Raw genomic sequence first — 18,103 nt, forward strand, 5'->3', positions numbered from 1 at the left:
TTCCATCAGTAAGTCGCATAAGGGGTTTCACTGCCTCGTTTGTAATGCACACCACTATAAAAGTCCGACAGAGCAGGGTTAGCGCCATCACTTTGCTTATTATCAGCTTTACTGCTTTCCGAATATGGCTCCGAACCTTGCCACAATTCATGAATGCGTTGTTGCACACTCTTACCTTCACCGGTACTCGCATTAATATCAAAGCGCTGATGACCCGCCATATGGCTCACCAGTAAGTCGATATCGGATAACACCAGCTTTTGCTCATTCACGATAATTTCTTCGACTTTTTTATCTGCGGTTTCTGAAGCGTAATCTTCGATAATAATTTGGGCATCTTCACCGCTGGTATTGTTCACACTGATGTGTAAATCGTCTGTTTCATGATTCAGCTCAAACCAAAAATTAGAAGGGCTATCCGTTTGAGAAAAGTGGGTATCGATAGAGAGAATATCGTAACCGTCGCTTTCCACAATAAAGACCGTCTCTCCCGCGCTCAAAGTAACAAGGTAATCCTCATGGCCAACACCCCCATAAAGCTGAGCCGCAGTTGAACCCGCTGTGTTGGTATTGCTGATCAGAATATCGTTACCAAAACCACCCTTTAAAACAGAAATACGATTGCCAAAGGTTAAGGTGTCATCGAATGCGGTTCCCATCACTTCTTCAATACCCGTAAACCGGAATTGGCCATGTTCATCCTGGTAGATTTCAAAGTCGGAAAACGTCATTGAGTTAAAATCAGCCACCACTGAGTCATCCATATCTTCCATGGAGAAAATATCGTAGCCCGCTCCACCATCGTAACTGTCTGCGCCTGTGGATACATAAAGCACATCGTCACCACCTCCTGCAGATATTGTATCGTTGCCAGCTCCCCCATTTAAGAAGTCTCTGCCAGCATCTCCGTTCAATATATCGTTCCCTCCCATGCCATACAGGTTATTAATATCATCAACATCATCACCATAACCGGAATTCAGCTCATCATCAGTATCACTGCCCACGATTTTGTCTGAACCCTGGCCACCGTCTAATACACCACGGCCCCTTATGTCATCGTCGCCCTCACCACCAAACAACCTGTTTTGATCGTCACTATAATCAAACAAGAAGTCATCTCCTTGCTCACCTATCATCTGATCAAGGCCGTCTCCACCATAAAGTCTATCGTTACCCTCACCACCATAGACATTGTCTCTACCATCACCTGCATAAATGAGGTCATCTCCGGTACCGCCATGAAACTCGTGTACGACTTCAGCTTCTTGGCCTAAAATATCTTCAATCGTATCGTGGCCTTCCAAAGCATCAAACCTTCTAAGATCACTTGAAATATGTTCAAAACTCTCTTTCTGAAGAAATATCGTGTCGTCTGCACGTGTTACTTCTCCACGAGTCGCACGCTTGTATACGTCACGAATATCCCAACGTATTTGTTCATAATGTAAATGAATACTTTGATTTAATTCACTATAAAAATAGTTGGTCAAAATTATAGTCAGAGGCGACTCTCCATTATTATCTTCCGCAGCCTGAATAATTAAATGATCACCATCCTGCACGAAAATAACATCTGGTTCGGTGAAATCAAAAGGTAAAATCAATGTGTTAAATTCAAATTCATCAGAGAAAGCATCAATCACTTTGACACCACTAGCATTGGACAAATCAATGACATCAAAGCCCATGCCGGTAATAACCATATCGTTTCCTTTACCGATGTAAAACGTATCTTCACCTGCCCCCCCCATAAAACTATTATCGCCGGCATCATCATACAAGATATCATTACCTTCACCGCCATCTATGATATCTCCACCCTTAGCCTCACCCTCACTATCTAAATAAGACACGGCATGGATGACATCATTGCCCTCTCCAGCAAATATCCACGTCGTTTCCATTGAAGCTTCAAGTATATCATCTACATGCTGTTCACCATCTCCTATTAATACTCCATTACCAATATAGGGTTCACCATCATCATCAATAGCCAATTCCCATATCACACCGTCAACATCTATGAGTGATATATGCTGATAGGCCTCTTCTTTTAAAAAGTCTTTGAGCGTCACCTTTGCAACATCTTCATCGGGGCCATAATAAAGTATCGCGTTATTACCATCACGACGAATCTTAATATCTTTTCGCTTAATGTTAAAAATTACATAGTCATCAGCATATTCATATATAGAATTCTCTTCATCATCTAAGATTGGTTGCCCATCTTCATCCGTTATTAGAGTTCCCGGATCAAAATTATCAATCATCGTTCTTGCAGAGTACTGCCCTAAAAGAATAGCTGGTGATTCTGAAGAATCAGGTAGGTCAGGAGTGCCTTCTAAATTGACATTAATGATGTAAGTATCGCTACCTTTACCACCAATGACATTATTTTTACCTTGCCCGGTAACAATAATGTCATCATCATCTCCACCCATTGTCTCGTGATCAAGGTTACTACCTGCAGATAACAGCTCGATATGCTTACCTGAAACAGCAATATGCGTTGATGTAGAGCTCTCAGTAAACCCTGTGCGCACTACCCGACCTTCTGCCACATCCACCTGTATTTTAAGGTCAACCGTGGAAAACTCTTTGTCGATCAATTGATCCATGACAGGCTGATAATAAGCATAAAAGCCTCCATCAAACTCATTCTTTGAAGCCAAATCTGAAACAAACTTTGGCGATAACATAAAGCCATCTTTGGATAAAAAAGAATAATTGATATCGTTGCGCTTAAAGTCAGCAGAATACACATTTTTCAGCACTAACACCAACTCATTCGGAGTGCCACCAGCTAGCACTATATGCATATCGAAATTGCCACTCGAATTTTCTTCCAAACTGGGTTCGCCAATCTCTTCTAATAAATAATCCAAATTGACACTGTTTTGATCTGTAACAGATATCTCTTCGGAAATTTCAATCACTTTAGTATTAAGAGGTAAGGAGATAAAATCATCGCTTGACGGATTACGAATAAAATAAGTGTCGTTACCCATTCCCCCGTTAGCTTTATCCCCCGCATACAAATTAATATTATCATCACCTGCTTTACCATAAAGGCTATCGCCGCCGCCGCGACCATCGAGATAATTGGCCAGATTATTTCCTTCAATATAATCTTTTCCTGCCTCAGCTCCCATCACATTTTCGAAACCCAGCGCAATAAACATTTGATCTTCTGAGAGAGTAAAATGTGCTCGTGTATAAATACTATCATCGCCAAGGTCTGTGATATTCAGCCTATGGTCATTCAAGCGAATAATATTTCCACCGCTGCGTACCGTCTCAAATGTAAGTGTGTCGATGCCTTTGCCCGCATCGAAAATACTCGGCCGTGTGAATGAATTCCCGGAATGCATATTGATGCCTTGTGTATCAGGGTGAATTCCTTCCGTTTCCAATAACGCTCGCGCTTCAGTAAAAGTAAGCCCTTGCGCCAAAGCGTCGATCAATGCATTGGCAAAGACTGTACCGCCGAGATCTTGCACTCGAGCCGCCTCATTTTCATAGATGCTAAAGACATCATCTCGATAACCAGAAATAAGACGCTTGCCCAACCATTCGCCATATACAATAAACTGTGAAATATAGTTAGGGTTGGCGACAACAGAGTCTCGACCTTCACCTGTATTGTATAAGAAAAAATCTTTATCAGGATCGAAGTCTTTCCGTTTAATTTCTTTCCAAGTCACACTACTGCGATCTCCCAAGACTTCATATTGCACTCTGCTCAATTGAATACTGTTTAGAAATGACTCGTCGTCGATAAAGCGAAAACCTTCATCAAAGTTTCCATCTTCGTCTTCAAAAATAGCATCAAAACCATTTTCTTTATCCTTAAAATCAGGTAACTGTTCAATTTCTTTTTTATCATTATCATAGAAGTAGTCATCATGCGCAGATTCAATTGTTAGATCAACGATATACAAGCCATTGTCCACATCGTCCCAAGTATGTACTGAACGATTCATTCCTGGATAATTCTCACGAAGGTAATCATGAGCCCTATCTATTTGGCGATTAAGCTCAGCGCCCTCTTTTAGCTTATCTGATTTAACACCCTCATCTTTCAATTCCTGCGTGGTAATAAGATCGAAATCTGTCCCTTCTACTGCTAAGTCATATACCCTACCTTCAATTTTTTTATACTGTTTTAAGTCAAGATCCACGGCTTTATTGTGTGAATAAACCACGCCTCCTAAGCGCGCATTCTCCTCGCCATTTTGATCAAACATCATCCTCATTGAAGAGACTAACCATTGATCTTTCATCGTCTTATATACTTTATTTTTCGTCTGGGGAGTATAGATTTCGTCAATCAAGCGTTGCTTTAGCCTATCCGAGGGCCCAAGTCCCATTGCGGAAAAAAAACCGAGGTTCCATTTCTCGGCTTTGGATAATTCCAAAAGCTTACTCATATCCTGAACCGCTCGAACACCCGCGTATATAGAACCCGCTAAAAAAAGACCAAAACCAACAATCGCACCTATTCCCGTAGCTGCTCCAACTAAAAAACCAGACATTAACGCTAACCCTGTAGCAATTCCTGTAGCGGCGCCAATACTTGATAAAGCCACATTAACGCGCAAATCTTTTTTCTGATCACTCGTTAAATTCTCTTGCTCCAACAATTTTCGGGATGTTATCGCTCCATAGATATCAAATGCGGAACCCAGCAAACTCAACATCCCACCGACACGCACAGAAGTGCTCGAAGAACGTGCGATAGCAACGGCCGAGTTTTTAACTCCACTAACAGAATTCCAAGTTTTTGAAACAAATTTAGTAAGGCCATAGGAAAGAGCGGGTTGAGCAAATTCAAACCCCAAACCAGCACCCAGAACAATGGTACCTTTTTTCTCCTCACTAGAAATATAATCGCCAGATTTTTTCCTTCGAAAAAAATTACTTAATGCGATTACAGACTGCATCGTTCCTAAACGATAAGAAAAACGGTCGAGTGTATTAGCTATCGCATTAGCCCCTATTAACTTTGTTTTAACATCAGGCCCTAGATATAAATTGTTTTTCAGTTTATTTGAAAGTTCAGGTGAGATCTCACCATTCACGTTGACATGTTCATTCACTAAATTGAGTAAACGAACAATTTCTCTGCTATCGGTGTGGGTAACAACACTGTTTAGATTACCAGAACTGATGGACAGTCGCTTCTTGAGTAGTTTTAACACCTCCGGCGTATTTTGTGCTTTGCCCTCACCAGAGTTCGATTCATTTTTTTGAGATCTCAACACATAGTCTGCAAGAATATCAGAGTGAAATATAATCCTTCTCTGTTGTTCAGGATCAGAAAGACTCATGCCAGGATGAATACGTTCACCTCCAACCATAGCCCCCATATCATATAATTGCCCTAATGATATATCAATGCCATCAATGGTTACACTATTGCTATTGTCATCTCCGAACAGTAGCCTACGATCAGTTTTTAATTCTTTAAGAAGCTTTAGACTATCTTCATCAACAGATGAAGCTTTTAAGTCGTTGACATGAAAAAACAAATCATTACCAAGGTCCTTATGATAATCTTTTAAATATTTTTTAACTTCTCCTATTAAAACCAAAGAGTCATTACTTTTTATTTTTGCGAACTGACCATCTTTATCAAACCATTGATAATCCACAAAGACATATTGAGCTTTTCCTGTATCCGATTGTGTAAAACTCAAAGAAAATACCTTATCCTTAATAAACAGTTGACTATAATAATTTTCAGACGCACTGAAAACGCTTAAAGAAGCATCTAACTCATCAAACTTAACTTTATCAGAATTCTTATGCAAAAACTCTAGATCAACCGCCAATTTATTAAGAATACGCTTATACTCTGCATAGGTAATCCTATCACGATTCGAAACGAACCCATAAAATTCACCATCAATCTTCAACCTTTCTATATCGTCATAACTTTCCTGCTTCAGTTTTCCTGTCTGAATCAATGCTTGTGCGAGCAAATCATACGTTAGAAGAGCAGCTCGCCCCTCTATCTCGACTTGACTAAGAGTAGGACTATCGCTCGTTTCCCCTCTTAAGACCTTTTTTATACTCTCAATATCGATATATCCATTTTTACCTTCATATTTTTTATTACTATAAAGTCGAGCCCGCTCAATTGACGACAATGACTCCGGATCTAGACCACTTTCTGATAACCTCTCAATAATTTCTCTGTCACTAACCAACGAGTTCGATTTTGTTTTTATAAATTCTTCACTACTTACTGGAGCAAGGGTTTCCAACTTTCTTCTTTGATACGGATCCAAATCATTAGATTCGAGTAATAGAAAAACACCATCTTTACCATTTTTAATATGATTCTTTAAGTCTTCATTAGGAACTTTATTCAAAAGAGGAAGAACCATATCATCTGGAACACGCACAAGCTGATCTTGATCATTTGAATATACTATTAGACCATTATAAAAATAAATATTGTTAGACAAACCATTGCCACCACTTACTGCCTGTAAAAACTCAGCATTATTTAAATTACTACCATCATACTCACGTACGAAGACGTCAACCCAATAATAAACATGGTAATTTGTATCACCCTCACTTATACCTTCATTACGCATAAAAGGTTTCAATGAACTCTCAAGATTTTCTTCAAAACCCGGAAAACCATAACTTTCTACAAATATTTTTTTAGCCACTTTAGAAATTTCTCTAATGGAAGCTCCATCAACACCATCTCCACCCAACACACGTTTAAGTTGTAAACTTATTGACTCCCAGACAGCCTCTCGACGCTTACGATCGGAACTTCGTATCAAACTTTTTATATCTTCACCGACCAACACAATCTTTTCTTTACTACCTAAATCAGAAAATAGAGCCTGCACATCATTACCCTGCTGCTTTTCCGCAGAGTTAAATAAGTATCCAGAAGTTTTACTGCTATCATAACTGGCACCAACTCCATCCTCATTATAATTAATACTTATGCTCGCCAACTTCTGAGTCAACGTGGTAGAGGCTTCACTCTTTGCTTTGTATATCAAGGCACGCTGAAAATTCGAACTTCGACTTCGTGAGCGAGAGGCCGAAAAACCATTTATCTTCGTTTTTTTAGCTAAAATTTCCTGCTTAATTAATTGTTTTAAATCGGCACTCCCTTCCTTCATATTTTCATTAATAGAAGCGATAGCAGACTCACTTAAAGAGACATCAATATTCACAGATGTGCCACGATTATTTCCATGTTTACTCCAGCTCGCATCATCTGTAATTAAATCTCTCAAATCGTTAAAATTTTTATTCCCCTCATACTCACTAAAGATCGATTCAACAGCCTTCAACTTATCCAAAAAAAGCTTTCTCTCATTGACTTTAGAATCCGTAAAACCACTTATGCCCTGCATTTCTTTATACAGAACCAGCGCCTTTTCCTTATCCGGGTCACTTAGTACACCAGCATTAATTGCATCTTCCATTTCATTCAGCTTACTTCTAATTTTTTTTAAATTCTCCGCAGTTGTAAAGCTCACCAACGACATTAAATCATTCTTTAAATCCTTCTTTGACTCCTCATCCAAAGGGCTGGCATCAACAAACAGCTCTTGAACAGCATCTATATAAAACAAACGCTTATCTCTCGCACTTGAAACTGACCATGTAATGGAGGTGATTTCCCCTTTACTGTCTCTTACAATTTTGTAGAGATTATTCGTGGATAACAAATTTCTTCGGTTGAGCTTCTCAGATTCCTGAGAATTATAAGCAAACCTTTTTGCCCTTAAATACGCCGCATATTTTACAGGATACCAAGGATAACCCACATTAACAGACTGCTTACGATACACCGTTTCTCCTCCATCTGGTGTCGCTTCTTTATCCTCTCTTAAATGCTCCCCAAAAAACTGATAACCCGTACGAAAACGCGTATTAAATTGGCCGCCCTTAAAGTAAAGGTTTGCGGTAGTTTTCCCATCACTTCCATCAAAAAACCCTACTGAAAAATCTTTTGAATTGCTTAAAGAGGCATCGTTTGGATTAAAACTCTGTTCAGACTCGCTACCAAACTCTCTTCCCAATTCACCACCTATACCGGGAATAAACAAATAAGATGACCCTCCCACGACTCGGGTAGGCGTTCCATCATCATTAACTTTGACATCAACATGACCTAAATATGGCAGCAGTGCGGCTTCAAAAGATACGTCCACTGTAACTTTATGTATATCTTTATGATTAGAAGATATAGAGCCATTATTTGCTTGAGCCAGCAACTGTACAGGATCAATATTTTTGTTAAAGAGCTGATCAAAAAACGTATTATCAGATGCTAAATCGAGGCTACTACCACTGATTGTGAGATCAAGGCCATCTCTTCGCCCGTCTTTTTTAGCAACATCGATATTAGCATCGAACTCGGGAAAGACCTTAACTCGCTTGTCACCGCTGAATGCTTTCGATTGAGCTAAGCGCCATGCATCCGTATATGTATCCACTCCCAACTCAATCACTCTTGAACTGGTTCTTCCAACATTAAGGCTTACCGTACCGTCAGGGTTTTTCTTAAACCCCATGGAATATTGATATGACTGACCTACAGAACCAGAAACAGTACCACCAATAAAAGGTTCACCGGGATTCACAAAAGTTGTACCGTAATTGGTTGCCAGCTCTCCTCCATGGAACCATCCAGACGATATCTGTAAAGTTTCTCCTGGTCTCAAACCATTAATTTTTGCCTTTAAATCACTGGCATTAAATATATTGAGCTTATTAAACTGTCTATTAATTTTATGAAATGGATTCTGCATCGAGTTTTGAAAATAATCAAATACGCGAATCGTTTTACCCATTACCGAAAGCTGATTCCCTCCGGTAAGCCGAGATTGATGAACTGCACTACGTTGTCTTTTATTTAAATATGATTCAATTTTTCGTACATCTTTTCCTGCAAGGCTAATATCAGCACCCCCACTATTTTTATCCAAATCCAAAAAAACAGCGTGGATGTTTGCCGAAGACACAATATCAGTCGCCACTTGTGCAAATAAAGCACTAAACTTACCCAATAAAGCTGGTGCCGTTGAGACTCCAGCCTTAGACAGAATATTCAGTTTTTCTGCGATTGCTGAATCTTTACCATATAATCTCTCGGCAAATTTAATATACAATGGCAACTTGTCATATTTGGGATTATTTTCAGCAAAATTTTCCGAGATTTTTTGTAGCTTAGGATCCCCCCAACCATCAGACGAAATTTGCAACTCCGTTGTAAGTTTATCCAAACTGAGAATTAAGGCGCTTTGAATATCTCTCGTATTTTCATCAAATAAACTAAACGTGTTTACACTGCTGTATTCATAATTTTTATACTTTTCTAGCCTTCCTAAAGAATTCAATAGTTGCTCATTCGCTGCGAAAAATTCACCCCTTGCACTCTGCTCTAGATTCCAATAATTACTTAAGACTAAATCCCCTCCGCTTAAAATGCCTGCACTTATATGAGTTCTCAGATACTTAAAGGGTGTTGATAAGTACTTGAATGGGTTTGAAAAACCCGTAAAGACACCATTGTGCTTAACACCACTGACTTGCGCTTTGGTTTTAATTTCAAGGTGCTCCCAATACTGTTTTAGCTGCTCAAAGTCTTCATCAAAGGTTGATCTCGGGGTTTTTTTAATGGAATCGAACCATGGCCAAACACTCCATAGTGATAAATTCGCAGGGTCTTGCGGCGCAATAACCTTGCCTTGTTGATTCAACCCTGCAATTTTACCTTCATTGTCAACCAGTAACTTTTCTAACCGAGTATTCCCTGTATCCAATTTTACCCATTCGCTTTCACGCGTTTTCTTTGAAAATAATACACCACGACTATCCAATAGCCATCGCACCTTATTTTCATCGTGAATAAGGCTTTTTATTCCATGGTTGGTAGGAATATCTGCAGGAAGATTCACTATAGCTGGCGTCACTACTTCACGCCATTGACCCTCCGCCAAAGCCATCTGTTTAATACCACTGCCGGTTTCGACCTCAGCAATAAAACTATATTGCTTACTGATGTAAATTTTTTTAATGATTCCGGGCCATTGTTGGGTTGTCCAATCCATGTATTTATGACGATCTTCAATTTCATCATCGATAATATCGTCTACTCGTGTCCCGTCAATAAGTCCAAAATAAACATTCTCATCAATGTCAACAATCAGCTGCTCTCCGGACGGCAATTCGGCGGATAATCTTACTTCGATTTCTTCGTCACCTATCATTAACGAAGATCCTTCCGTGTACGGAACTTTCCATTGATCTAATGCGTCTGAAGAACCGTAAAAGTAGCTATTCCAACTATCACCAGACTTAATATGTCGAAGCTGATTATCTTCATCAATGTAATGAATCGTTCTATCCTTACTAATCGAAAAATCCACTACTCGTCCCAAAGTGGTAATGGCTTCCCCCCACCAACTACTCATATCCGGCGTAAGTTTATCGGTTTTACGCACATTACCATTGCTGTCTAAGGCAACAATGACATTATCCCCCATCAAACCGTAGAGTTCGCCATCCGCTCCAGCCCTAATGGCTCGAAGATCACGTGACCCCAAATCTACCCAGTCATCATCGATGGCGCTCCAACGATATAAATGACCAGCGGTAAAAGTGTAAGCCGTATCTTCATCTGTAAAATAAACACCGGCGTTTTCGTGAAAAGCTGCTGACGTTGCAGAGGGTCCCATGAGGGAAAGCCGAGGGGTAAACTGACCACTTGCAGGATTATAGTGAGTGAATATTGCATCCTCTTCTCCCACTTCAATTAAGCTCACATGCCCTTCGTGAGTTAGACTGACAGCGGTAAAAAAGCCTTCACTTTCAATCACGCTAGCGTTGATGTTCAGATCAATACCTGAATGTGTAGGTAAATCAATTCGCAACAGCTTTCCACTGCCGGTAGTTGCCCAAATTGCATCGTCCGATACAGCAATATCCATTAATGTGTAATCACCCAAGGCTTGATCAAACACTTTTAGAGAACCTTGTATTTCTCCTGTAAAGTGAATATCCCCTCCATTAGACGATAATGCATAGGTCACACCATTTGAATGGCCTGCAGCAATAATGTGTCCATCAGGAATAGAAAAATCGACTTCACTGCGCGCCCCGTCATCATCTGATATCAATACAACTTTATCGTTATCGAGTAAAGCCACAGCCCCCATACTGCTATATTCAAGATTACGAATACCAATTCCCGGTTGTTTTTGCCAGACATTATTTTCATCACGCTTATAGAGTTTACCATCTTGATGTTTGATCACCTCTCCACTGGCGAGACGAATGATACCTAGCCGCTCATCGAGACTCGCTTGATCAAAGTGCGATAATGCGGTCGTATTAATTAACGCTTCCGCACCATTTATACCCTCATCTTCTTTATACAGCACCAGCTGACCAGCATTGCTTATACCTATCCTCACCGGCTGACGACTATTAATTTCGTCAATATCGAATACCGGAACTGCCGACTTCGAAACGCTGGTAGTACCAGGTAACATCTGGTAGCTAAATAGAAAGCCTTTGCTGTCTAATAACAATACCTGCCCGTCAGGACCATTAACCATTGAAATAAAGTCGGTTCTGTAGGTTTGCAACATAGAAATAATTGCATACGAACCACCTACGTCGTAGCTCATGTCGCCATTAATCGCCACAACATCAACAAACCCATCACGATTCAACGACCAGGCCATGCCCAAATCACCATCTGGTACAAATAAAAATTCTTTCACTGGGGCCGATGTTTCAAGGGTTATACGGGCACCGTCTGCAAATAAAATGACAAACTCTTCCGTTCCTGGATGATACTTAAACTCTATCGGTGTCTTGTTAATTTCCCCAAAGATTGACAAGTATGCTAAAGATGCTTCTTGCAGCTCAAATGCCCCAAGGTCTCTCTCCGTTTGACCATTCTCGTCAGCATCAAACGCCAACTCACCTCGCTGGTCAGTCCACTTACCTGGTAAGCCAGGGGCCTTGTCAACCGCACCGTTAAATTTATCCCTGTTAAGCGCAACGGTTAATGTTGGCCCTCCATTGTCAGCAAGCACCCCCCCTCCTGAAATGGGATCGACATCAGCAAAAATCTGATTAGCAGGAACATCGATCAAGCTATTGGCATTTTCATACCGCCCATTTACATTGTTATCTCCCCATTTGGAAGTATTACCAGAAACAATACTACTATTTAGTATTAAATTAGCCTCTTCATTAACTTCTATGCCACCAGTTGTATGACGATCTTTATTACCCGTGACCGTTGTATTATATAGACGCACCTCACCAGCATTAACCTGCACCCCACCTTGGCCAGCTGCTTCATTATTCGCGATAGTGGTATACTCAAAGTATGCATCGCCCCCACCTGTGTTTCTAACACCACCAGCATGATGCTCCGCTACATTTCGACTAATAGTACTCTTCATCACATTTAACGTGCCGGTATTAGAGATCCCTCCTATACTATGCAAAGCTATATTTCCAGAAACACTACTCTCCGTAATAATCAAATCCGCCGAATTACCAATTCCACCAGAAAACTTAGCCACATTGCTTCGAATTTGACTACGTTGAATCGTTAAATTACCTTCATTGCGTATACCTCCAGCCCACTGGGCTTGATTGTTTTTAATTACACTATTTTCAATAAGTAAATTTTCAAAGTTATGAATACCACCAGCAACCCCATCCTCAAGGCCACCTGTAATTACTAGATTTTTTAGCGTTACTTCACGCTTGAGCTGGGTGCTTTTGTCTTGAATTGTTAACACACGCGATGACTGATTCGCATCTAAAATAATATCAGGCACTCCATCTCCATCGACATCACCGTCGATGGTCACATCACGACTAATGTGTAATTCGCCAGCCTTTAACACTATTTTCCGACTAAGGAGTTCAGCATCGAATGTAATCGTACCAGTAAGCAAACCAGAATTTACATAGTATAAGGCCTCTCGGAGGCTGACTTTATCATCAAAAAAGTTTACGTTATCATCTACCGTCGTCACTTTAAGGCTGGGTATCTGTGCTAACTCAAAAGCACCTAAATCTCTTACACCTGATGACGCTTGGCCACGTTGATCTGCAATATAATCTAAAAGGTTTAAGCCCGCCACTGTCATAGTAGTACTTGCATTTAATGCTGGATTAGCACTTTCGGCATTCAGTGGAACTGTTGGTGTCGCCCCACCCAAATCAAGTAATACCCCCCCTCCTGTTACATCATCAATTGCGGCAAAGATATTCGCGGGGTCATAATCAATTAAGTTACTATTATTATCAAAATTTCCATAGACATTGGCATTACCATCCGTATCTGAATTACCCGAAACAATACTGTTATGAATTAATGAATAATTCACACTCTGACCAATATATATGCCCCCGGCCGTCGCACTTGCTTTGTTTCCTGTTACGGTTGTTTGTAAAACATTAAAAAGCATTGAATTAGAAGCATAAAACCCAGCCCCTGTTTCAGCTGAGTTATTTGCAACCGTTGAATTTACCACCTCGGTTGCACCTTTACTTACAACTCCACCTCCTAGATTTAATGCATCATTTCCACTGATGGTACTTCGATAAATATTCAGGCCCGTTAACGCGTAAATTCCTCCACCATCACGTTGCCCTTGATTGTTTCGTACTTGGCTATTTTCTATTGTCAAATATCCACCTGATGGGTCGATAGGAGACTCTGCTGTCCGTGCATAAATACCTGCGCCATCCCTAGCCTGGTTATTTTCTACGATGCTGTTGGATAGATATAGGGTTCCGGTTAAATTAATGCCTGCTCCCCCCCCATTCTCTGAATACCCTCCTGAAATAATCAAGCCATTTAATACTGGGGCTTGGTATAGTTCAGACGAATACCCGGGATTATCAACGTTAAAGACCCTTGAATTACCTGCAGCATCAATACTTACATCTGGTTTTCCGTCACCATCAATATCTCCATTAATAGTAAACGCTCCTGTAATATTCAGCGCTCCTTGTTCGAGCAGCAATGTACCGCCGGCCAAATCTTCACTAAACTCAATAATCATGCCGTAATTTTTATTCGCGATTTCAATAGCCTGACGAAGAGACAAACCTTTTTGCTTGTTAACATCATCTTCAAGATGCGTAACACGTAGTATATTCATCTCAAATGCGCCAAAATCGGCATTTAAAAAGCCATCCTGATTGCCATCTACAACTTCACTATGTGCACCAAAAATAACAGCAGCATTCACGGGGTTAGCGTTATCTATTGCAGGGTTACTCGGATCATTTTTCAGTCTAACGGCACCCAACTGATCAAAGTCACCTCCACCAGTGTTTGGGTTTATATGCTCGAAAACCAATCTAGGGTTCACATTGATTAAGTTCTTAGATCTAGTATGCAATGAAACATCAGAGATATTTTCTACGTCACCAGAATTGTTAGCTACATTTCCAGTCACAATACTATTCAATAATTTTGAATTATCATCCGGCTCTTCAATAAATATTCCCGCTGTGACTCCTTCTGATGCATTGGAAGTAACGGTTGTGAATGCAACCTCTAGACCTTTATTTGCATAAATACCTCCACCTTCAAAACCGGCTTTATTATTTATGATCGAAACACCATTCAACTCTAATTTTTCTTGGCCAATTTTAATGATTCCACCACCTTTAGAGTCGGCAACATTATCTCTAATGGTGCTTTTTTTAGCGACTAGGGAACTACCCCAAGAACTGATTCCACCTCCAGAGCCTGATACTTTGTTACTAGAAATCTGACTATCTATTAGTTCCAGCGCCCCCTTATTCGCAACACCTCCGCCATAACTCGCTGTATTGTTTTGAATAAGCGTTTCTTTTATGTACAAATTACCCGTTACATCATTATAAATTCCACCGCCACCACCGTCCGTATGATTGCTTTTAATAGTAACGTCCCACAACCCTAACTTTTCTTTATTTAAAATACCTCCGCCATCTCCTGATGCTGAATGCCCACCTGTGATAGTTAGACCTACCAGGCTGACTTCAGAGTTGTCATCTGATTTGGCATCATCAATAATGAGTACACGAGATCCTCCTTGGGCATCAATTGTAATCCCCTTACGCGGAGAGACAATTGAGAGGTTAGAAGCAATTTTTAATGCGCCTTGCTGAAGTTTTATAGTGCCCCCCAACAATGATTTATGAAAGCCAATAGTATAATGAACTCCGCTCACATCATTATTTGCCATCTCGATTGCTTTGCGTAAGGTGATACCATCGCTGGATTCATCATCACTTAAGCTAGTGACAGTAATGTATTTGGGGTACAGACTTAGCTCAACCGCACCAATATCTCGATAATAAACTCCCTCCTCATTTTTCACACTATTGAATGGGTGATTCCCTAACTGATCAACATCCTCTCCTGTTATAGCGTCCCCTCCATCAATAGCGGGATTATCACTTTTTGGCTTCAACGCCGCTGACTCTTGAAAAGTCTCAATCGATGTAAGTTTTCCACCGCCTGTAATTTCGTCTACTTCTTCAAATATTAATCCAGGTTCAACATCCACGAGGTTAAGTGATGATTCACTTAGTAATAAAGTTTGATCAATGTTCTGGTGAGTTTTGGCTTTATTACCGCTTACGATAGAGCTATGAATATTTATTTTTTTATCACTACTACCAATATAAATACCACCACCCTCATCATTTGCGCTGTTTCCTGTTATTGTTGATTCCCAAATAGCAGCATAGTTAATGCTATCACTGTAAAAAATGCCTCCTCCTTTATTTGCAATATTATTTGCAATGGTACTGTCTTCAGTGTACAGCCCCGTATCGGAAGTATCAAAAATACCTCCACCCAGTTCAGCACTATTTCGAGTAACCGTACTTCGAAGAACAACAGCCTGTCCCCAAGTGTGAAGAGCCCCGCCTCTCTTAGTGGCAATATTGTCCGACAGTTTACTATCTCGGATTATGGTATAACCTCCATTACCAATTACCCCACCATTCAGGGCTTCGTTGTGACGAAATATACTATTATAGATACGCAAATGGCCATTATTTCTTATTGCTCCGCCATCGCCATTAGGCGCTTTGCTGTTTGTTATTTTTACATTTTTTAAACTTAATTTTTCTTCATTTAAAATGGCCCCTCCAGAGTATTGCCCCTCATACCCCCCCTCAATATTTAAATTTCTGAGCATGACTTCTGCTTCGTGCTCTGAATTATTATCCACAATAAAGGCGCGAGACTCTCCGCCAGCATCAATGGTAATGTTAGACTGTAATGGCAAATCTATCTCCGCTTCCGAAGCCGGAGAAGAATAAATATTAGAATCAAAACCATCTATATAAATATTGGACGATAACACTAGAGGACCTTGAGAAAGTTTAATTACCCCTCCGGCCAAATCAGAGTGAAACACAATTCTTACTTTCTCGGGAATACTTTTCGCTTGCTCTAAGGCATGACGTAACGTGAGGCCCTTTGCCTGCTCTGTACCATCCTCTAAAGAGGTAACCACTAGATCAAAAAATGGTTTCACCTCAAATGCGCCTATATCACCAAAGAATTCTCCATCTCCATTACCATCATCTGCAGCCGCCCCTCTTTGATCTTCTAAATTACCTTCAGCGCGCCATATAGGATTGAAAAAACTGTCAAGAATATCAGAATTATGAGTTCTTGCAGCATCAATAGCAGGATTAGCTGGATCATTTTTTAGTGCGACTGTTGGTGTTGCTCCCCCATTATCTGCAAGCAGCCCTCCTCCGTTGATCGTGTTTATTTCACTAAAAACAAGTTCCGGATCAATATCGATAAGATTTGTAAGATTTTCCTCTTTAACTGAATTGTAATTACCTTGATCAAAACTAGAATCAGTGGCACCACTACCATCAGGACTCCATGTAGTAACATTGTGAGAAAAAAGTGAGTTAGCAGCTCTGACCTTACCGCTTGCCATAAAAATCCCTGCCACACCATATGTTGAAGCATTACCCGTAAAGGTGCTGCTATAGACTGAAAGTGGGTAATCACGCCCTCCCGTATTTGGTCTCTGTGAAATAGCTCCGCCATCAGTATTCGCTGTATTACCTGTAAAAGTGGATCGTATAATTTTAGATATACCACTAACTGATAAAGCGCCTCCGCTATGTGTAACAGTATTTTCATTAAATGTACTGCGCAGGACGCTTAAACGACCTTCACTACTTACCGCACCACCTGAACCGGCTTCATAAGCTTCTGCGGGGTCTTTTTTACCTGCGTTATTATTTTGAAATAATGTTTCTTCAATGTTAAGTTTACCCACACTATTGATTCCCCCACCGTTCTTTGTAGCGGAATTATTTTGAACAAGACTATTTTTAATTGTGAAAGTCTTTTCCTCTGAAACACTGTAGTAGTAAATACCGCCACCTTTATATTCCGCAACGTTGCCTACAATTTCACTATTAATTATAGAAAGGTTATCCGCAGGGTAGGTGGTCGCTATCCCCCCTCCAATCCACGCTTTTCCGGATGAGACGATAGAGTCTTCAACAGTAAGATCTCCACCCGCTACAATATTACCCCCCTTATTAGAATCTGAATTTTCTGCATTTCCATTTTGTATTACTAACCCTTTAAGCTTGACGGAGGTCGATTCTCCGGTATAGATCACTCGGTGCTTATCTCGACCATCAAGTGTAATATCAGGCTGACCATCTCCATCGATATCCCCATCAATAGTTAAACTACTTAGGACATCTAAAGTCGTTTCGACGTTTATCGTTCCTCCGATTAATGAGGGGTCAAACGTTATAGTCAATTCACCATTAATCGATCTCGCCTGCTGAAGTGCTTCGCGCAGAGAAAGTTTTCCGTCTGAACTGGATGACATTGAATCTTGAAGTGTGGTTACGACCAGTGTTTGCATAATAGCTGCCTTTGAGAAATATTCGTTGGTATTACTGTAATAAACAAGACAATCTGCAGAGAAACGCCAAAAAAAGTGTGAATTTTTAGTGACATAAAAATTCACACTTTACGATATATAAAAAATGGAAAAAAAGGCCCCAAAGCGGACGCCAA

The 18,103-nt window shown here is 40.3% G+C and carries 1 protein-coding gene; it reads right to left on the reverse strand.

Going from position 1 to position 18,103, the window contains the following annotated elements; all coding sequences use genetic code 11:
• Window positions 1-5: 5 nt before the first annotated feature.
• Window positions 6-17,948 (reverse strand): hypothetical protein, encoded by a 17,943-nt coding sequence (locus LU351_RS07430; protein ID WP_232593434.1) that lies wholly within the window; start codon window positions 17,946-17,948, stop codon window positions 6-8.
• Window positions 17,949-18,103 lie beyond the last annotated feature (155 nt).

Source organism: Marinibactrum halimedae, from assembly GCF_021234875.1.
GTDB lineage: Bacteria > Pseudomonadota > Gammaproteobacteria > Pseudomonadales > Cellvibrionaceae > Marinibactrum > Marinibactrum halimedae.

Excerpts from the sequence above, each read along its gene's own strand:
- LU351_RS07430 (WP_232593434.1), bottom strand. The coding sequence starts at position 17,948 with ATGCAAACACTGGTCGTAACCACACTTCAAGATTCAATGTCATCCAGT.